Here is a 20,481-nt window from a genome sequence, read left to right as displayed (position 1 = left end):
GCCCGACAGTCTCTGCCGGGCTATTTTTACAGCAGTTCCCGATCCTTAGCGCATGATTTTATCACCGCGAGACAGGCCGACCACGCCGGAGCGAGCCACTTCCACAATCCGAGCGACATCGCGCAGCGAGGCCAGAAATGCATCCAGCTTATCGCTGGTGCCGGCGAGCTGGACGGTATAGATAGAAGGCGTCACGTCGATAATCTGTCCGCGGAAGATTTCGGTGTTGCGCTTCACTTCTTCACGGCCATAGCCGCTGGCCTGAACCTTCACCAGCATAATTTCGCGTTCAACATGAGCCCCCTGCCCCAGCTCGCTGACCCGCAGGACATCCACCAGCTTGTGCAGTTGCTTTTCAATCTGCTCAATCGCTTTTTCATCGCCCACGGTCTGAATGGTCATTCTGGAGAGAGTGGGATCGTCCGTCGGCGCGACAGTCAGGCTTTCTATATTATAGCCACGCTGGGAAAAGAGGCCGATAACGCGGGACAATGCGCCCGATTCGTTTTCCAGTAATACCGATAATATCCGGCGCATAATCAGGTCCTCTCCGTTTTGCTCAACCACATTTCATCCATGCCGCCGCCGCGGATCTGCATGGGGTACACATGCTCACTGCCGTCGACGGTCACATCGACAAACACCAGCCGACGCTGGCGCACCTGCTCCAGAGCTTCAGCAAGCTTCGTCTCCAGCTCCTGCGGCTCGCTGATGCGGATCCCGACGTGGCCATAGGCTTCCGCCAGACGGACAAAGTCCGGTAGCGATTCCATATAGGACTGCGAGTGACGCCCGGAATAGAGCATATCCTGCCACTGCTTCACCATCCCGAGATAGCGGTTGTTGAGGTTAAGCACCAGGACCGGCAGCTCATACTGCAGCGCAGTGGAGAGTTCCTGAATGTTCATCTGGATACTGCCGTCACCGGTCACGCAGACAACCATTTCGTCCGGCAGAGCCATTTTGACCCCCAGCGCAGCCGGTAGGCCAAAGCCCATGGTGCCGAGACCACCGGAGTTAATCCAGCGCCGCGGTTTATCGAAGGGGTAATACAGGGCGGCGAACATCTGATGCTGACCCACATCGGAAGTGACGTAGGCATCGCCCTGGGTCAGCCGCCAGATAGTTTCAATTACCGCCTGCGGTTTGATTTTATCGCTCTGGTCGTCGTAGCGCAGACAATGACGGGCACGCCACTGCTCGATCTGTTGCCACCAGTCGCGAATGTCGTCCAGCGGCTGCTGCGCTTCCTCCTGCTCCAGCAGCTCCAGCATCTGCTCCAGCACCAGCCGGGCATCGCCGACGATCGGCACATCTGCCGGCACGGTTTTCGAGATTGAAGTCGGATCGATATCAATATGCAGTACCGTCGCGTTCGGACAATACTTGGCCAGGTTATTGGTGGTCCGGTCGTCAAAGCGAACGCCGACGGCAAAAATCACGTCCGAGTGGTGCATAGTCATGTTGGCTTCATAGGTGCCGTGCATCCCCAGCATCCCCAGCGCCTGCGAGTGTGTCGCCGGGAAAGCGCCAAGTCCCATCAAGGATGAGGCCACCGGCAGCTTCAGTTTTTCCACCAGCTCGCGCAGCTGAGGTTCGCAATGCGCATTGATCGCCCCGCCGCCGACGTAGACGACCGGCTTACTTGCGGCCACCAGAGTCTGTAGCGCGCGTTTAATCTGCCCTTTATGGCCACTGGTGGTTGGGTTATACGAGCGCATGCTCACTGCGTCCGGCCAGACGTAAGGCAGCTTCTTCGCCGGATTGAGAATATCCTTCGGCAGATCGACCACTACCGGACCGGGGCGACCGCTGGCCGCCAGCCAGAAGGCTTTCTTCAGCACGCCGGGAATATCTTCGGTCTGCTTCACCAGGAAACTGTGCTTCACCACCGGACGGGAAATCCCCACCATGTCGCACTCCTGGAAGGCATCGTAGCCGATAAGCGAGGTGGCTACCTGCCCCGAGAGGATCACCAACGGAATAGAGTCCATATAGGCTGTCGCAATGCCAGTGATGGCGTTCGTCGCCCCAGGCCCAGAGGTCACCAGCACCACGCCGACCTCCCCGGTCGCCCGCGCCAGGCCATCCGCCATATGCACCGCCGCCTGCTCGTGACGAACCAGCACATGATCGATACCGCCAAGGGTATGTAACGCATCATAGATATCGAGGACTGCGCCTCCGGGATAGCCGAATACTTGCTTGACGCCCTGATCGACAAGCGATTGGACGACCATCTCGGCTCCTGACAACATCTCCATGGTTTGCCTCCAGGCTTATTGTTTTACGACAGCGGAACTCAATTTCCGCGCGCTCGCACGATGCGAAGGAGTGGTCCTCCGCATTGAGGTGAATGTACTGCTTGCCACTACCATAACTGCTCGCCAGCAGGCAGGCAATTCGCCGCAGCTGAGGCCTTATTTCTTGAATAAGAAGAAAAGAAAGCGGTGAGGGGAAAATATGGTGAATTGCTTCAGAGATAAGAAAAGAGAATGGTAAATACTCGGCGAAAAAGGGTGATAACAGGAATAGATCCATTTTTCACGAACACAACGAACTCCTCGCACAAGGTAAACAGAATAAAATTCTGCTTTATTTGATTTATGTCATATAAAAAAAGGAGCCGAAGCTCCTTTGCTATCTATCGTCGTCGGGTCAGCGCTTGCAAATGTCCACCAGCAGCTCTTCCATCCACTGGTGGCCTTTATCACGACCAGCGGCTTCGTGCCAGGAGAGATAGCAGGTCCGACTGTTGACCTTCAACGGCAAAGGTAATATTTGCAGGGCAAGCTTGTCAGCAAATTCATCTGCCAGCCAGCGCGGGGCAATGGCCACCATCTGGGTTTGCGATACTACGTTTAATACGCTGACCATCGCATTACCCTGATAGGCGATACGCGCTTGTTTATCGGCCGTGTCATACCACGGCAAACTAAATGAGGCATACCGGTCGAGAGCAACGGCGGCATGCTCCTCGCGATAAATATCCGCCTCCATCATCGGCCCGGAAATACGCGGATGGTTGCGACTGGCGACCAGGACCATTTCGTCTTTAAATAACGGAACGCAGGCAAACTCAGGGCGACGGAACTCTTCATAACCGATTACGAATTCTGTTTCCTGATAACGTAGCTGATGTTCCGTATTTTGATTAAGCGCAGACTTAAAGACTAAATGAATATTGGGGGCTATCTCTGCAACTTTATTAAAAATAACCGACGTCAGGATGTTATCCAGCGGGCTGCAGACGCACAGATGGAACACGCGCTCACTGCTCAGCGGTTCAAAACCGGAGCCTGGCAATTCGTTTTGGACCAGCTGCAGCGCCTGGCGTACCGAGCCAAACAGCTGATAGGCGCGCGCCGTCGGCTGAATACCGCGGCCATAGCGCACAAAAAGCTCGTCATTAAACATCACTTTCAGTCGTGAAACCGCATTGCTCACCGCGGGCTGTGACATGCCGAGCGTATGGGCGGCACGAGTAATATTCTGCTCTTGCATAACCGCATCAAAAACGGTAAGCAGATTGAGATCAACCATCCGTAGTTGAGGTTTAACGACTTCCTGTCCGGGGGCTGATTTATATTCTGGAGTTTCAATTAACATATCTAATTCCGCCGTCACGATGAATTCCCTTCACTAAACCGCTATAATTAGCGCCGAAAATATCATTTACCATGCAAATGACATTTACAAAATAGCAAAAGAAATTTTTAGGAATATATCAAGGCTATGAGTGGCAGTGAAGAAACGGTCCTGATCAAAAAATTGAGCCGCTCAAACCATACTGATTACTTAATGACGATAAGTGTAACCATAATCCATAAAAATAAAAACAGCACCACGAGTTAACTGTAACTTAAGCAATAATAAAGTATTTTATTTTTCCCTCCATAAAATTAACAAATCCTTATCATTGAAAAATAATCCGCTAGCGTTCGAATACATTCACAGGAAAAATAAATTTAATATTTTCATCCAGATACCGTTTTTTGTCCCTTCATTGGCGACACCTCTTCGACGATGCCTTGAATGCAAAGCACTTTTTCAAATGAAACAAATGGGGATAAACCGCCTTCGGTCCAAAATAGGATCTTCGGCAAAATGGGGCTTACATCAGCACATTTTGCTAATTCATTTAGTCAGCCCAAAACGCTTTTTCCATGCCAGGGGTTGACTTTAAAACAGCTATCCAGTAACTCTAAAAGCATAACGATTTCATCTGGAGTTTGACGCAATGATTCGCACCGCTCGTATCACCAGCCTACTACTACTAAACGCATGCCATTTGCGCGGTAGGCTGTTGGGCGACGTTCAGCGTTAAGTCATCTTCCAGCAAGACTATAAAACCCGCGCCTTGGCGCNGGTTTTTTTATGCTCGTCAACAAGGCGCCAGGACACAGACTAAGGATCCAAACCATGAGCCAGCAAGTCATTATTTTCGATACGACCTTACGTGATGGCGAACAAGCGTTACAGGCAAGCCTGAGTGTCAAAGAGAAGCTGCAGATCGCACTGGCCCTTGAGCGAATGGGGGTCGACGTAATGGAAGTCGGTTTCCCGGTATCCTCGCCGGGCGATTTTGAATCGGTGCAAACCATCGCGCGCACCATTAAAAACAGCCGCGTGTGCGCCCTGGCGCGCTGTGTTGAGAAAGATATCGACGTGGCGGCGGAATCGTTAAAAGTGGCCGAGGCTTTCCGTATTCATACCTTTATTGCCACCTCGCCGATGCATATCGCCACCAAACTGCGCAGTACGCTGGATGAGGTTATTGAGCGCGCGATCTATATGGTGAAGCGGGCACGCAACTACACTGACGACGTTGAGTTCTCCTGTGAAGACGCCGGCCGTACGCCGATTGCCGATCTGGCTCGCGTCGTGGAAGCGGCGATCAACGCCGGCGCCACCACCATTAATATCCCGGATACCGTCGGCTATACCATGCCGTTCGAATATGCCAACATCATCAGCGGCCTGTATGATCGCGTGCCGAATATCGACAAAGCAATTATTTCCGTCCACACCCATGATGATCTGGGCATCGCTGTCGGTAACGCCCTCGCCGCGGTCCACGCCGGTGCGCGCCAGGTAGAAGGTGCGATGAACGGTATCGGCGAACGCGCCGGCAACTGCGCGCTGGAAGAAGTGATCATGGCGATCAAAGTGCGCAAAGACATCATGAACGTGCACACCAACATTAATCATCATGAAATCTGGCGCACCAGCCAGACCGTCAGCCAGATCTGCAATATGCCGATCCCGGCGAACAAGGCCATCGTCGGCACCGGCGCCTTCGCCCACTCCTCCGGCATTCACCAGGACGGCGTGCTGAAGAACCGCGAAAACTACGAGATCATGACCCCGGAATCTATCGGCCTGAACCAGGTGCAATTGAACCTGACTTCCCGCTCCGGCCGCGCGGCGGTGAAACACCGGATGGAAGAGATGGGCTACCAGGAGAGCGATTACAACCTGGATCATCTGTACGACGCATTCCTGAAGCTGGCGGACAAAAAAGGCCAGGTCTTCGATTACGATCTGGAAGCGCTGGCCTTTATCAACAAGCAGCAGGAAGAGCCAGAGCATTTCCGCCTGGATTACTTCAACGTCCAATCCGGATCCAGCGATATCGCCACCGCCTCGATCAAACTGGTCTGCGGGGATGAGATCAAAACCGAAGCCGCCAACGGCAACGGTCCGGTCGATGCTATCTACCAGGCGATTAATCGCGTCACCGACTACAACATTGAATTAGTGAAGTATGGCTTAAGCGCGAAAGGCCACGGCAAAGACGCCCTGGGCCAGGTGGATATCGTCGTTGACTACAATGGCCGCCGCTTCCATGGCGTTGGTCTGGCAACGGATATCGTAGAGTCGTCAGCCAAAGCGATGGTTCACGTGCTGAACAACATCTGGCGCGCCGCCGAAGTCGAAAAAGAATTGCAACGCAAAGCTCAGAATAAAGAGAACAATAAGGAAACCGTGTAATGTCGAAGAATTACCATATTGCCGTTTTGCCGGGTGATGGCATTGGCCCGGAAGTGATGAACCAGGCGATGAAAGTACTGGAAGCCGTACGCCAACGTTTTGCCATGCACATTACCACCAGCCAGTATGACGTTGGCGGGGCGGCCATCGACCGTCAGGGAACTCCCCTGCCGCAGGCGACCGTCGCCGGATGCGAGCAGGCGGATGCGATCCTGTTCGGCTCCGTCGGCGGTCCGAAATGGGAGCACCTGCCGCCGGCGGAACAACCAGAGCGTGGCGCGCTGCTGCCGCTGCGTAAACACTTTAAACTGTTCAGCAACCTGCGCCCGGCCAAACTGTATCAGGGNCTGGAAGAGTTCTGCCCGCTGCGCGCCGACATCGCTGCTAACGGCTTCGACATTCTCTGCGTACGCGAACTGACCGGCGGCATCTACTTCGGCCAGCCGAAAGGCCGCGAAGGCAGCGGTCAGCATGAGAAAGCCTTTGATACCGAGGTGTATCACCGCTTTGAGATCGAGCGTATCGCGCGCATCGCTTTTGAATCCGCCCGCAAGCGTCGTCACAAAGTGACTTCCATCGATAAGGCCAACGTTCTGCAGTCCTCCATCCTGTGGCGCGAAATCGTCAGCGAGATCGGCAAGGAGTATCCGGACGTTGAGCTGGCGCATATGTATATCGATAACGCCACCATGCAGCTGATTAAAGATCCGTCCCAGTTCGACGTGCTGCTGTGCTCCAACCTGTTTGGCGACATCCTCTCCGACGAGTGCGCGATGATCACCGGCTCGATGGGTATGCTGCCGTCCGCCAGCCTCAATGAACAAGGTTTTGGCCTGTACGAGCCGGCGGGCGGTTCCGCACCGGATATCGCCGGCAAAAATATCGCCAACCCGATCGCGCAGATCCTCTCTCTGGCTCTGCTGCTGCGCTACAGCCTCGACGCTGACGAAGCGGCGACCGCCATTGAAAACGCGATCAACCGCGCCTTAGAAGAAGGGGTTCGAACCGGCGACTTAGCGCGCGGCACGGCGGCGGTCAGCACTGATGAAATGGGCGATATTATTGCCCGCTATGTTGCAGAAGGGGTGTAATCATGGCGAAGACGTTATACGAAAAATTATTTGATGCGCACGTAGTGTATGAGGCGCAGAACGAAACCCCGCTGCTGTATATCGACCGCCATCTGGTGCACGAAGTCACCTCTCCGCAGGCGTTTGACGGCCTGCGCGCCCATGGCCGCCAGGTGCGCCAGCCGGGTAAAACCTTCGCTACCATGGATCATAACGTCTCGACGCAGACCAAAGACATTAACGCGTCCGGTGAAATGGCCCGCATTCAGATGCAGGAGCTGATTAAGAACTGTAAAGAGTTCGGCGTTGAACTGTACGACCTGAACCACCCGTATCAGGGCATCGTCCACGTCATGGGCCCGGAACAAGGGGTTACCCTGCCGGGGATGACGATCGTGTGCGGTGACTCCCATACCGCCACCCACGGCGCGTTCGGTGCGCTGGCGTTCGGTATCGGCACCTCCGAAGTGGAGCATGTGCTGGCGACCCAGACCCTGAAACAGGGCCGCGCGAAGACCATGAAAATCGAAGTCCAGGGCAAAGCGGCGCCGGGCATTACCGCCAAAGATATCGTGCTGGCCATCATTGGTAAAACCGGTAGCGCCGGCGGCACCGGCCATGTGGTTGAGTTCTGCGGCGAAGCGATCCGCGATCTGAGCATGGAAGGGCGTATGACCCTGTGCAACATGGCGATCGAGATGGGCGCCAAAGCGGGCCTGGTCGCGCCGGACGAAACCACCTTCAATTACGTACGCGGCCGTCTGCATGCGCCGAAAGGCAAAGATTTTGACGATGCCGTAGCGTACTGGAAAACCCTGAAAACCGACGACGGCGCGACGTTTGATACCGTGGTGACGCTGCAGGCGGCGGAAATTGCCCCGCAGGTGACCTGGGGCACCAACCCGGGCCAGGTGATCTCGGTGACGGATAACATCCCCGATCCAGCGTCGTTCAGCGATCCGGTGGAACGCGCCAGCGCCGAAAAAGCGCTGGCCTATATGGGGCTGAAATCCGGGATCCCGCTGACGGAAGTCGCTATCGATAAAGTGTTTATCGGCTCCTGCACCAACTCGCGCATCGAAGATTTACGCGCCGCAGCGGAAATTGCTAAAGGGCGTAAAGTGGCGCCGGGCGTCCAGGCGCTGGTGGTGCCGGGTTCTGGTCCGGTGAAAGCGCAGGCGGAAGCGGAAGGTCTGGATAAGATCTTTATCGAAGCCGGCTTTGAGTGGCGCTTACCTGGTTGCTCTATGTGTCTGGCAATGAATAATGACCGCCTGAATCCGGGCGAACGCTGTGCCTCAACCAGCAACCGTAACTTTGAAGGCCGTCAGGGCCGCGGCGGACGCACGCACCTGGTGAGCCCGGCAATGGCCGCGGCGGCAGCCGTTACCGGCCATTTCGCCGATATCCGTAATCTGAAGTAAGGAGACCATCATGGCAGAGAAATTTACCCAACATACCGGCCTGGTGGTTCCGCTGGATGCTGCAAACGTCGATACCGACGCGATCATCCCTAAGCAATTTTTGCAGAAGGTCACCCGCACCGGCTTTGGCGCGCACCTGTTTAACGACTGGCGCTTTCTCGACGATAAAGGTCAACAGCCGAACCCGGAGTTCGTGCTGAATTTTCCTGAGTACCAGGGGGCATCGATACTGCTGGCGCGGGAAAACTTCGGCTGCGGCTCCTCGCGCGAGCACGCGCCGTGGGCGCTGACCGATTACGGTTTTAAGGTCGTTATCGCCCCGAGCTTTGCCGATATCTTTTACGGCAACAGCTTCAATAACCAGCTGCTGCCGGTGACCCTGAGCGACGAGCAGGTCGACGAGCTGTTCAAGCTGGTGCAGGCCAACCCGGGCATTACGTTTGAAGTGGATCTGGAAGCGCAGGTAGTTAAAGCCGGGGATAAAACCTACAGCTTTAAGATCGACGATTTCCGCCGCCACTGCATGCTCAACGGCCTGGATAGCATCGGCCTGACGCTGCAGCATGAAGCGGCGATCTCCGACTATGAACGCAAGCTGCCGGCGTTTATGAATTAACCTTTGGGCCCGGTCATTTGATCGGGCTTTTTATTTTATTGCGGAGAAAATTGCGATCTCACGCACAAAAACTAATTTTAATTTGCTGATTGTCAGACCTTACCGCCACCCTGCCCTACCGCCTAAAGAAGAATTATTCCGCTTTCCTCCCCTTCTCCAGCACTGTTTATGTATTTTCCCTGCACTGCAAGTAAAAATAAGGCACGAGTGTTTAATATAAAAATATAAGAATGTGAAGAAAGCGTTAATCTCATAGAGAACCCCTATGGCTATGCACAAAAAAAAGCATTATTTTTCGATTTTTCCCCTCGTTATCTTTTGCCACAGAGAAATATTAACTAAGGACACGCCTGGGCCCCGCATATCGGCCTCCCGGCCTCCTGTGGAGAGAAGAGATGAGCCACTATCCGCACCTTTTCAGTCCGTTGACCATCAACGGTATGACGTTAAAAAACCGCATTATTATGCCCCCTATGGGCACCAATATGGCCACGCTCAATGGCGAGGTGTCGCAGGAACAGCTGGAATACTACGAACTGCGGGCCAAAGGCGGCACCGGGCTTATCACCATCGAAAATATTTGTATTGATTTCCCCTTCGCCTCCAACGGCACCACCCAACTGCGCATCGATAACGATCAATATATTCCACGGCTGTTTAAATTAACCGAGACCCTGCATAAACATGGCGCCTGCGTATCCATTCAGTTAAATCATGCCGGCGCTTCCGCTTATGCCTACCGACTGGAAGGCCAGACGCCGCTCTCCTCTTCTACAACGCCGTCGAAGAAGCACGGTAATATTCCGCGTCCGATGACCCATGAGGAAATATATCATGCGGTAGAAAAATTTGGTGACGCCGCGGAGCGCGTTCGGCGCGCAGGTTTTGACTGCGTCGAAATTCATGCCGGTCACTCCTATTTAATTAGCCAGTTTTTATCGCCGCTGTTTAATAAGCGCACTGATGAATTTGGCGGCAGCGTCGAAAATCGCACCCGGATATTGAGTCTGATTGTCGATAAAGTGCGCGCCTGCGTGGGGCCGCGTTTTCCGGTCAGCCTGCGCATCAGCGCCGACGACTTCCTCAAGGGCGGCAATACCCTCGAAGATTCCCTGCGTATTCTTGAGCTCTGCCAGGAGAAGGTCGATATCATCAACGTCTCTGCGGCGCAGAACGATAACCTGAATCTGCAAATCGATCAGATGTCGCTGGAGGATGGCTGGAAGCGCTATCTCTCCCGCGCGGTGCGCGATAAATTCCATAAACCCACCGTCATCGCCGGCAATATTCGCACTCCGCAGGTAGCCGAAGATATCCTCGCCAGCGGCGATGCCGATCTTATCGCCATTGGCCGCGGTCTGATTGCCGAGCCGGAGTGGGTGCAGAAAGTGCAAGGCGGAAAAGAGCGTCTGATGCGCAAATGTATCTCCTGCAACATCGGCTGCGCCGACCATCGCATCGCCCGCTCGCGCCCGCTGCGCTGTTCGATTAACCCGGATATTATTCACGGTGACGCCTATAAAATGCGGCGCGTGAATCGCGACACTAACGTGGTGGTCATCGGCGCCGGCACCGCCGGGATGGAAGCCGCCTGCACCGCGGCGGAAGTTGGTTGCCATACCTGGCTGCTGGAAGCGAAAAACCACGTCGGCGGCCTCGCCAGCGAAATCTCCCGCCTGCCGGAGAAAAAACGCATCGCTGATTTCCCGCAGTTTATGAAAAATCGTATCGCCTCGCTGGACAACCTGATGCTGCAGATCGGCAAGCGGGCCGACGTGGCTTCAGTTTCCGCCCTGCGTCCGCATCTGATTGTCAACGCCACCGGCTCAACGCCGCTGCTGCCGCCCATTGAAGGCTTGCGGGAAAACATTGACGTCGAGAACGGCAAGATCTTTTCCATTACCGGCATGATCGACAATCTGGCGAAATTTACCGATATCAAGGGCAAACGCATCGCCGTAGTCGGCGCCGGCGCCGTTGGCCTTGACGTTATCGAATACTTTACCGCTCGCGGCGCACAGGCGGTGCTAATCGAGATGCAGGACGCCGCCGGCCGCGATCTCGACATCATTACCAAAAATGCCATGTTGACCATGCTCGACGAGCACCAGGTCGAACAGCACATGAATACCCAACTGATGGCGGTCGCTGCCGACCATTTCCAGGTGAAAAATACACAGCAAACCTTCGATATTCCCTTCGACTACGGCTTTGTCTGTCTGGGGATGCGCGCCAACCGGACGGGTCTCGACGAGATCGAGCGCTGGGCCAATGCCAATAACGTCAAAATCATGAACATCGGCGACAGCGTGATGGCGCGACGCATTATCGATGGCGTCCGCGAAGGCCGCAACGTACTGGATGCACTGGAAGACATGGGTGCGCTGGGCAGCCGCGAAGCACAACGAATTCCCTTTCTAACTTATTGAGGATTTTTGTCATGGCAGAACGTATTACTGGACACACTGAGCTGATTGGCCTGATCGCCACCCCGATTCGTCACAGCATGTCGCCCACCATGCACAACGAGGCTTTCGCCCATCTCGGGCTGGACTACGTCTATCTCGCTTTTGAAGTCGGTAACCAGGAGCTAAAAGACGTGGTGCAGGGCTTCCGGGCGATGAAGCTGCGCGGCTTTAACGTCTCTATGCCGAACAAAACCGAGATTTGCCAGTATCTCGATAAACTGTCGCCGGCGGCACAGCTGGTCGGGGCGGTCAATACCGTGGTCAACGACGACGGCGTACTGACCGGACATATCACCGATGGCACCGGCTACATGCGCGCCCTTAGCGAAGCCGGTATCGATATCATCGGCAAGAAGATGACCGTACTCGGCGCCGGCGGCGCGGCAACGGCGCTCTGCGTCCAGGCAGCACTGGATGGCGTGAAGGCGATCTCCATCTTTAACCGTCGCGATAAATTCTTCGCTAACGCAGAAGAAACCGTGGCCAAGATCCGCCACAACACCGACTGCGAGATCCATCTGTTCGATCTCGACGATCATGACAAGCTGCGCGCCGAAATTGACAGCAGCGTGATCCTGACCAATGCCACCGGGGTCGGCATGAAGCCGTTCGAAGGCCAGATGCTGCTACCTGACGACAGCTTCCTGCGTCCGGACCTGATCGTCTCCGACGTCGTCTACAACCCGCGCAAAACCCACCTGCTGGAAGTGGCCGAGAAAAAAGGCTGCCGCACGCTGAACGGCCTGGGGATGATGCTGTGGCAAGGCGCGCGCGCGTTCGAAATCTGGACGGGCAAACAGATGCCGGTTGATTACATCAAGAGCATTCTGTTCTAAGAGGCGAATGATGAAAAATAAATACATCCCTACTGCGGCAGGGCTGTACCTCAACTACCTGATCCACGGTATGGGGGTGCTGTTAATCACCCTCAACATGGCCCATCTTCAGGAACAGTGGGGAACGGACGCGGCTGGCGTATCGGTGGTGATCTCCTCGTTAGGTATCGGCAAACTGGCAACCATCGTGACCGGCTTCCTGTCGGATCGCTTCGGTCGCAAGCCCTTTATCTATCTTGGGATCCTGAGTTACCTGATCTTTTTCGTCGGCATCCTGCTGACCAAAAATATCTATCTGGCTTACGTGTTCGGCATTATGGCGGGCCTGGCGAACAGCTTCCTCGACTCCGGTACCTATCCGGCGCTGATGGAATCTTTCCCGCACTCTGCCAGCCGGGCCAACGTGCTGATCAAAGCCTTCGTCTCTGCAGGGCAGTTCCTGTTGCCGTTCATTATCAGCTTTCTGATATGGGCAAATCTGTGGTTCGGCTGGTCGTTCGTGATTGCGGCAGCGCTCTTTGTACTGAGCGGGATTTATCTGCTTAAAATGCCGTTCCCTGACAGCCAGGCGGCGAAAAAAGAGGAAGCCCCTACGGCACAGGCGGAAACAGCCGTCCAGCCACAGGCTAATAAGCTGGATATGGTGATCTTCACCCTGTACGGTTATATCGGCATGGCGACCTTCTATCTGGTCAGCCAATGGCTGGCGCAGTACGGCCAGTTCGTCGTCGGCCTGCCCTATGCCTCGGCGATTAAACTGCTTAGCATCTATACCGTCGGCTCGCTGGTCTGCGTCTTTGTAACTGCCGCCTTCGTCAAAGAGGTGTTTAGCTCGGCCATTGCGATGATTATTTATACTGGCCTGTCGATGATTTCGCTGCTGTTGGTGTGCCTGTTCCCGACGCCGATGATGGTGACCGGCTTTGCTTTTGTCATCGGCTTTGCCGCCGCTGGCGGAGTGCTGCAGCTGGGTGCGACAATCATGGCGATGAGCTTCCCGAACGGAAAAGGCAAAGCAACCGGCATCTTCTACACTGCCGGCAGTATCGCCAGCTTCACGATCCCGTTGATCACCGCAAAGCTTTCGCAGATCAGTATTGCCAGCATTATGTGGTTTGATTTTCTGATCGCCGTTATCGGCTTTGTGATCGCCCTGTACATCGGCTATCGTCAACTGCAGGCTCGGGCGGCGCAAAAAGTGTCACGCACCGCAGTCACCGCCTGAAGTACAACGCGAAAAATAATGGATACCTACATGACAAATGCAGTAACCGTAAAGAACATCACCTTTCAGGAAGGGGAAACCCTCATTTGTGTACCGCTGATCGGTAAAACCCTGGATGAGATACTGGGTAACGCCCACGGCCTGGTCGATGCCGGCGCCGATATTATCGAATGGCGCGTTGACCACTTTGCCCAGGTCAGAGAGATGGCCCAGGTGATGGCCGCGCTGGCGGAAATCCGTGGCGCGCTGAAAGCGCTTCCGCTGCTGTTTACCTTCCGCAGTAAGAAAGAAGGTGGCGAAACCGAGCTCAGCGACGAAGCCTATTTTGCGCTCAACCGCGAGGCCGCACGCAGTGGACTGGTTGATGTTATCGATATCGAACTGTTCAATGATGAAGCGCAGATCCGCGCGCTGGTTGACGATGCGCATGCCGCGGGCGTCAAGGTGATCATGAGTAATCATGATTTCCATAAGACCCCCGCTCAGGAAGATATTATCTATCGCCTGCGCCGCATGCAGGATCTGGGGGCCGATCTGCCGAAGATCGCGGTGATGCCGCAGTCGCCGCAGGACGTACTCACCTTGCTCGCCGCCACGCTGACCATGAAAGAGAAGTATGCGACGCGTCCGCTGATCACCATGTCGATGGGCAAATCCGGTGGCGTTAGCCGGGTCACCGGGCGCTTGTTCGGTTCGGCGATGACCTTCGGTACCGTTGGTCAGGCCTCCGCGCCGGGGCAGATCGCCATCGCTAAGCTGCGTGAAGTGATGGATATTCTCTCCTGATATCCGGATGGCCCGGAGGTCACATCCGGGCCATCCGTTAACAGATCTTCTGGCTATCGTGGATAACCACATTTTTAAATGACTCCAGCGCCGGAGAGAGCCCCTTGTCTTTCATGGTCGCCAGATAGATATAGCGGGGGGGGATGGTGTTTTTAATCTTCAGGATATGGACGTTGTAATAGGAGAGCGCGGTGATGCGCGGCATAATCGCGATCCCGTAGTCAATACTCACCAGCCCGGCCATCGCCGTATCCTCATCCACATAGCAGGCGATCTCCGGCACCAGCTTTTGCTGCATAAATACATTATCGATAAACGGACGTAAGCCGCTATTTTCTGAAAAATAGATATACGGATAATGAATCGTCTCCACCAGATCGACTTCATGTTCATATAGCCGGGCCAGCGGATGATCCTTTGCCGTGACCACCACCAGTTCCTGCTGGATCACCGGAATAAAATCGATATCGGGTTCATCGGCAATATAAGAGCAGATCGCCAGATCGACTTTTCCGGCCTTAAGCTCCTGCAACAGCGTCAGCGATGTCCCTTGAGTAAAAGAAAAAGTCACATTGTGACATTCAGGTGAAAGAGAATATTTATTAATTAACTGTGGAACAACATACTCCCCCATCGTGTAAATAAAGGCGATGCGAATATTCTCTTTATTCTCAGCGCCATTTTTTTGCAATATCATGCGTCCGTTCTCCAGCGAGGCCAGCGCATCTTCAACATACGGCAAAAAACGCTTGCCGTTTTGGGTAATTTTTACGTTCCGCCCCTGTCTGGCGAATAGCGCGACCCCTAACTCCTTCTCCAGCTCCGATATCGCGTGGCTTAGCGAGGGCTGGGTGATGCACAGACTGGAGGCGGCTTCGGTGTAATGCTCAGTTTCAGACAGACGTTTAAAATAATAAAGTTGCTTTAGGTTCATTATTTTTACCCGTATAATATAAGAATAAATGCACTGACGCTAATATACCATGCAAGCCACCAATAATGCGCATGAACGGGTAAATATCGGCGTTACATCAAATATTATTTGACGAAGGGCATGAATGTGCCACAAGGCATTGCCATTCATAGATACTACCTATAGCTCCTTGAGATATTTTTNCATATTAGAATATATGCAAAAATATTTTAAACTTTAAAGGAACTCGCTATGAGTATGTCAAACTCTCAGGAAGTCCTCACTTCCACATTGGGGGCGAAAAAAAGAAGCCGCGTACGGATAGTTATTCTGCTGCTACTCTCCGTCGGAACGATGATCAATTATCTCGACCGTACCATCCTGGGTATTGTAGCGCCACAGTTAAGCAAAGAAATCCATATCGATCCGGCGATGATGGGCATCATCTTCTCCGCCTTCGCCTGGACTTATGCGCTGGCGCAGATCCCCGGCGGGATGTTTTTAGACCGCTTTGGCAACAAACTGACCTATGCCCTGTCAATTTTCTTCTGGTCGCTGTTTACCCTGCTGCAAAGTTTCACCCTCGGCCTAAAATCCCTGCTGCTTCTGCGCCTGGGACTCGGCGTCAGCGAAGCGCCCTGCTTTCCGGCCAACAGCCGCATCGTCAGCACCTGGTTCCCTCAGCATGAGCGCGCGCGGGCAACGGCAACGTATACAGTTGGTGAATATATAGGGCTGGCCGCTTTCTCGCCGCTGTTATTTTTAATTCTCGAACATCATGGCTGGAGAACGCTTTTTTTCCTCACCGGCGGATTAGGTATTTTATTTACTTTAGTGTGGTGGCGTTTTTATCATGAACCGCATGAATCGCGCACGGCTAATCAAGCGGAGCTGGAGTATATCGGCGCAAACGGCATTAACAATAAAATCCAGAACGTTCCATTTAACTGGCGTGACGCCAGACGCCTGCTGGGCTGTCGCCAGATCCTCGGCGCCAGCCTGGGTCAGTTCGCCGGCAACACCACACTGGTCTTTTTCCTGACGTGGTTTCCCAGCTACCTCGCCAACGAGCGCCATCTTCCATGGCTGCACGTCGGCTTCTTCGCCACCTGGCCCTTCCTTGCCGCCGCGATTGGCATCCTCTTCGGCGGCTGGATCTCCGACCGGTTGTTGAAGCGAACCGGCTCCGTCAACATCAGTCGAAAGTTACCAATAATTTCCGGTTTATTGCTGTCCAGCTGTATTATCGCGGCGAATTGGGTAAGCGCCAATAGCACCGTAATTATTATCATGTCGGTGGCTTTTTTTGGCCAGGGGATGGTCGGTCTGGGCTGGACCTTAATTTCTGATATTGCCCCGGAAAATATGGCAGGCCTCACCGGCGGCATATTTAATTTCTGTGCCAATATGGCCTCGATTATCGCACCACTGATAATTGGTATGATTATTTCCGCCACGGGTAATTTCTTTTACGCGCTGATCTACGTCGGCCTGACGGCGCTGATTGGGGTGATTGCCTACATTTTTATCATCGGCGACATTAAGCGTATCGAACTCAAGTAGGCCTGGTCGCCCCGGCGATGCCGGGGCGAGTAGTCAGATATCCTTCACCTTGCTGGTCAAAAACAGCGTCACCAGCGAAATGGCCGCGATCGTCCAGTAGACGCTGGCGTGACCATAGCTCTGGGACAGCGCCCCCTGCATCACGCCGGCAAGGATCACGCCGGTGGAAATACTGTTGGTGAACAGGGTGGTCGCCGCTCCCGCCCGTCCCGGCATTAAATCCTGGAACCACAGCATGCCTATCCCGGCGATAATGCCGATAAAGATGGCATTGAACAGCTGCAGAGCCAGCAGCGCCGCGCGACCATGAAACAGGATCAGTCCGGCATAAAACAGCACGCCGGCGGCCACCGCCGCCACCATCATTTTACGTTTGCCAAAGCGCTTTACGTAGTAGCCGGCGAGGATCATCGCCGGTATCTCCAGCCCGGCGGCAGTGCCCATCAGGATCCCGGCCAGGCTGTCGGGAAGCCCGAGATCGCTGCTGATCCACAGCGGCATATCAATGATGTACATGGTGTTGCAGGTCCACATCAGGGTGGAGGCGATAAACAGCATACGCACGTTCTTGTCCTGCCAGCCGCCGGCCTGCGCTAGCGCCGCCGCCTCCTCCGAGGGCTGTTCCACACGCGGAACCGAAGGCAGTTTGATGGCAATCAGAGCGAGGCTAATGACAAAAATGCCCGCCGCAATGGAGAACATGGTGGTGAAGCCATAGTTGAGCGCCAGCATAAAGGCCAGCGGCGGGCCAATCACCCAAGCCAGCGACAGCTGGGCGCGCATGACCGAGCTGAACATCACCACTTCCCGCGCCGAGCTGTCGGCGTACTCCCGCGCCAGCGCGAAGAGCTGCGGCATGGCCGCGTTGGCAATGGATGCCAGCATCACGCCACAGGTGATCAGCGTCAGATAGTGGCGGTTGAAGGCAAACAGCAGCGCATTACCCACCGCCATCAGACAGCAGAACATAATCAACCGCCGCCGGTCGCCGCGGCTATCGGAGCGCTTGGCCAGCCACAGGCTAACCAGGATCCCGGCGATGGCGTTTACGGTATAGAACAGGCCCACCCAGAACGGTTGCGCCCCCACTTCGCGGCTGAGAAACAAACTCAACGTCGGCGCCTGCAACGCGCCCGCCACGCCCATCATAAAAGCAACCAGCATAAAGGCGGCATAGACGCCGTTAAGCCGTCGTCCCATCGTCATCAACCACAGCATGGAATGTCCTTAACACACGCGAAGAAAACGAAAAAAGCCAGCAGAGGCTTTCTGCTGGCGGGTGATTCTATACTCTATGGATTTCATGCTGCAGGACAAAACGGTTAACCATTTTGCGCCGCGCTCGCGCTGGCCATGAAAAGGTGAGTCCCGTAGAGGCGAATCACGCAGCCCGAACATACGGCCCAGGAAGCATCGGCAGCGCACCTGCAGTTTGAAAAACGACGAGTATAACACCAATACTCAGTCACACATGATGTCTGCAAGTCAATGATCAGAGGTCGTTGACGTCACTCCCCACTGCATCAGTTCCCCCAGAATTTCCTGCTGTCGTCCTGCCATCAGGCGGGCCAGCCAGGACGCTTCCTGCGTCGCAGAAAAGTAGCGTTGGTAGAACGATTTTGCGGTAGACCTCATCATATTCACCTCCTCGCTTCATCGGGATTCATTATTGGCTTAATATAGGAAGTAATAAATTGCTGAGTTTTGCGCAGGAGTTCCCCTTTTATGTCTTCCGGCCGTCTGCAACAACAGTTCATTCGCCTATGGCAGTGCTGCGACGGCAAGTCGCAGGAGACCACCCTTAACGAGCTGGCGGAAATGCTGAGCTGCTCGCGCCGCCATATGCGCACCCTGCTCAATATGATGGAGTCCCGCGGCTGGCTGACCTGGGAAGCGGAGGCAGGCCGCGGCAAGCGTTCGCGGCTAACCTTTCTCTATACCGGCCTCGCCCTGCAGCAGCAACGTGCCGAAGATCTCCTTGAGCAGGATCGCATCGATCAGCTGGTGCAGTTGGTCGGCGATAAGGCTGCCGTCCGCCAGATGCTGGTCTCGCATCTCGGCCGCAGCTTCCGCCAGGGGCGGCACATCCTGCGCGTGCTCTACTATCGTCCGATGAAGAATTTGCTGCCCGGTAGCGCGCTGCGGCGTTCGGAAACGCATATTGCCCGGCAAATATTCAGCGCCCTGACGCGGGTAAATGAGGAAAATGGGGAACTGGAAGCCGATATTGCCCACCACTGGCAGCAGCTGACCCCCACCCACTGGCGCTTTTTCCTCCGTCCCGGCATCCATTTTCACCATGGCCGTGAGCTGGAGATGGCGGATGTGATCGCCTCTCTGCAGCGCAGCAATGCCCTGCCGCTCTATTCACATATCGAACGCATCGAATCGCCCACCGCCTGGACCCTGGATATTCATCTGCGCCAGCCCGACCGCTGGCTGCCCTGGCTGCTGGGGCAGGTACCGGCGATGGTGCTGCCGCAGGAGTGGCAGACCATGAACCACTTTTCCTCCATGCCGGTCGGCACCGGCCCCTATGCCGTGGTGCGTAACAACCAGAATCAGCTCAAGATCCATGCCTTTGAGGACTATTTTGGCTACCGGGCGCTGATCGATGAGGTGAACGTCTGGGTGCTGCCGGAGATTAGCGAAGAGCCCAACGGCGGCCTGACGCTGCAGGGCAATACCGAAAGCGAAAAAGCGGTGGAGAGTCGCCTGGAAGAGGGCTGCTATTACCTGCTGTTCGACTCGCGAAGCCCGCTGGGGGCCAACGACGCGGTGCGCCGCTGGCTAAGCTATCTGTTTCAGCCCGCCAACCTGCTCTACCATGCGGGCGAACACTACCAGGGCAACTGGTTTCCCGCCTACGGCCTGCTGCCGCGCTGGCATCACGCCAGCAACCACGCCTGCGAGAAGCCGGCGGGGCTGGAGACAGTCACCCTTACCTACTACCGCGATCACGTCGAACATCGGGTGATCGGCGGGATCATGCGCGACCTGCTGACGGCGCATCAGGTAAAGCTGGAGATCCAGGAGCTGGAGTACGATGCCTGGCATCGCGGCGAGGTGGTCAGCGATATCTGGCTCAACAGCGTGAACTTCACCTTACCGATCGAATTTTCGCTCTTCGCCTATCTGTACGAAGTCCCGCTGATTCAGCGCTGCATTCCCATTGACTGGCAGGCAGACGCCTGCCGCTGGCGAGCAGGAGAGTTTAATCCGGCCACCTGGAGCCAGCGGCTGCTGGCCGGGCAACATATCGTGCCGCTGATCCACCACTGGCTGATGATTCAGGGTCAGCGCAGTATGCGCGGCGTGAGGATGAATACCCTCGGCTGGTTCGATTTTAAATCCGCATGGTTTGCGCCGCCGGAGCCGTAAGCGCTTTCCGTCATCTGACAAAATCATTACACTAAGGCCGTTCTCAACGGGGTGCTAATAAACATACGCAATATCATTCAAGTTGCATCAAGGCAGCAAGCGGGTGAATCCCCTGGAGCATAGATAACTATGTGACTGGGGTGAACGCGCGAAGCTAACGCAGATGCGGCTTGAAGGATGAAGCGCATGGGCTGAGAAAATACCC

The 20,481-nt window shown here is 55.0% G+C and carries 17 protein-coding genes; 11 read left to right on the top strand and 6 right to left on the bottom strand.

Annotated elements, in window-relative coordinates:
* Nucleotides 1-45: 45 nt before the first annotated feature.
* The 3 genes from ilvN to leuO all read right to left on the bottom strand — a co-directional run bounded on the left by ilvN (nt 46) and on the right by leuO (nt 3,627).
* A complete protein-coding gene (gene ilvN / locus VZP09_RS00435; protein ID WP_002888536.1) occupies nt 46-537 on the bottom strand; it encodes an acetolactate synthase small subunit in 492 nt (163 codons plus the stop codon).
* 2 nt (nt 538-539) lie between these two features.
* Nucleotides 540-2,264, bottom strand: a complete 1,725-nt coding sequence (ilvI, locus tag VZP09_RS00430) for an acetolactate synthase 3 large subunit (RefSeq protein ID WP_002888534.1) — start codon at nt 2,262-2,264, stop codon at nt 540-542.
* Between the two features lie 394 nt (nt 2,265-2,658).
* Complete coding sequence (leuO, locus tag VZP09_RS00425) at nt 2,659-3,627, bottom strand: transcriptional regulator LeuO (RefSeq protein WP_004192013.1); 969 nt, start codon at nt 3,625-3,627, stop codon at nt 2,659-2,661.
* Between the two features lie 613 nt (nt 3,628-4,240).
* Between leuO and leuL the strand changes: the two genes are divergently transcribed.
* The 9 genes from leuL (at nt 4,241) to aroD (ending at nt 14,419) form a co-directional block, all read left to right on the top strand.
* Complete coding sequence (gene leuL / locus VZP09_RS00420) at nt 4,241-4,327, top strand: leu operon leader peptide (protein WP_004222662.1); 87 nt, start codon at nt 4,241-4,243, stop codon at nt 4,325-4,327.
* Nucleotides 4,328-4,422: 95 nt separating this feature from the next.
* Nucleotides 4,423-5,994: a 2-isopropylmalate synthase gene (gene leuA, locus VZP09_RS00415; protein WP_004178594.1), complete on the top strand. Its 1,572-nt coding sequence runs from the start codon at nt 4,423-4,425 to the stop codon at nt 5,992-5,994.
* Nucleotides 5,994-7,085 carry a 3-isopropylmalate dehydrogenase gene (leuB, locus tag VZP09_RS00410; RefSeq protein WP_002888487.1) on the top strand — a complete coding sequence of 364 codons (1,092 nt, stop codon included), beginning with the start codon at nt 5,994-5,996 and terminating at the stop codon, nt 7,083-7,085. The genes leuA and leuB overlap by 1 nt, the downstream gene beginning before the upstream one ends.
* 2 nt (nt 7,086-7,087) lie before the next feature.
* A complete protein-coding gene (gene leuC, locus VZP09_RS00405) occupies nt 7,088-8,488 on the top strand; it encodes a 3-isopropylmalate dehydratase large subunit (RefSeq protein ID WP_004177417.1) in 1,401 nt (466 codons plus the stop codon).
* 10 nt (nt 8,489-8,498) lie between these two features.
* Entirely contained in the window at nt 8,499-9,104 is a 606-nt protein-coding gene (leuD, locus tag VZP09_RS00400; RefSeq protein ID WP_002888481.1) for a 3-isopropylmalate dehydratase small subunit, read from the top strand.
* 395 nt (nt 9,105-9,499) lie between these two features.
* Nucleotides 9,500-11,533: an oxidoreductase gene (locus tag VZP09_RS00395; protein ID WP_004147052.1), complete on the top strand. Its 2,034-nt coding sequence runs from the start codon at nt 9,500-9,502 to the stop codon at nt 11,531-11,533.
* Nucleotides 11,534-11,544: 11 nt separating this feature from the next.
* Nucleotides 11,545-12,408 carry a shikimate dehydrogenase gene (locus tag VZP09_RS00390; RefSeq protein WP_002888460.1) on the top strand — a complete coding sequence of 288 codons (864 nt, stop codon included), beginning with the start codon at nt 11,545-11,547 and terminating at the stop codon, nt 12,406-12,408.
* Nucleotides 12,409-12,418: 10 nt separating this feature from the next.
* A complete protein-coding gene (locus VZP09_RS00385) occupies nt 12,419-13,633 on the top strand; it encodes an MFS transporter (RefSeq protein ID WP_004177419.1) in 1,215 nt (404 codons plus the stop codon).
* A gap of 30 nt (nt 13,634-13,663) precedes the next feature.
* Entirely contained in the window at nt 13,664-14,419 is a 756-nt protein-coding gene (aroD, locus tag VZP09_RS00380; RefSeq protein ID WP_004177420.1) for a type I 3-dehydroquinate dehydratase, read from the top strand.
* Between the two features lie 37 nt (nt 14,420-14,456).
* On the opposite strand, the gene VZP09_RS00375 is transcribed toward aroD, so the two are convergent.
* The gene (locus VZP09_RS00375; RefSeq protein WP_002888455.1) at nt 14,457-15,353 is read right to left on the bottom strand and encodes a LysR family transcriptional regulator; all 897 of its coding nucleotides are present in this window, start codon (nt 15,351-15,353) and stop codon (nt 14,457-14,459) included.
* A gap of 231 nt (nt 15,354-15,584) precedes the next feature.
* On the opposite strand from VZP09_RS00375, the gene VZP09_RS00370 reads away from it, so the two are divergent.
* Nucleotides 15,585-16,895: an MFS transporter gene (locus tag VZP09_RS00370; RefSeq protein ID WP_032414511.1), complete on the top strand. Its 1,311-nt coding sequence runs from the start codon at nt 15,585-15,587 to the stop codon at nt 16,893-16,895.
* Nucleotides 16,896-16,928: 33 nt separating this feature from the next.
* On the opposite strand, the gene VZP09_RS00365 is transcribed toward VZP09_RS00370, so the two are convergent.
* Together VZP09_RS00365 and sgrT are read right to left on the bottom strand one after the other, a co-directional pair.
* Nucleotides 16,929-18,113 carry a sugar efflux transporter gene (locus VZP09_RS00365; protein ID WP_004222652.1) on the bottom strand — a complete coding sequence of 395 codons (1,185 nt, stop codon included), beginning with the start codon at nt 18,111-18,113 and terminating at the stop codon, nt 16,929-16,931.
* Nucleotides 18,114-18,380: 267 nt separating this feature from the next.
* Nucleotides 18,381-18,533, bottom strand: a complete 153-nt coding sequence (gene sgrT / locus VZP09_RS00360) for a glucose uptake inhibitor SgrT (protein WP_002888448.1) — start codon at nt 18,531-18,533, stop codon at nt 18,381-18,383.
* An 87-nt stretch (nt 18,534-18,620) separates the two neighbouring features.
* On the opposite strand from sgrT, the gene sgrR reads away from it, so the two are divergent.
* The gene (gene sgrR, locus VZP09_RS00355; protein WP_021441194.1) at nt 18,621-20,276 is read left to right on the top strand and encodes an HTH-type transcriptional regulator SgrR; all 1,656 of its coding nucleotides are present in this window, start codon (nt 18,621-18,623) and stop codon (nt 20,274-20,276) included.
* Nucleotides 20,277-20,481: the final 205 nt, after the last annotated feature.

Origin of the sequence: Klebsiella sp. EMBS2024 (assembly GCF_036233805.1) — a bacterium.
In the GTDB taxonomy this organism is placed as follows: Bacteria; Pseudomonadota; Gammaproteobacteria; order Enterobacterales; family Enterobacteriaceae; genus Klebsiella; species Klebsiella pneumoniae.
The sequence above is the reverse complement of the archived record's forward strand: the minus strand, read 5'-3'. Positions and strand labels throughout refer to the sequence as shown.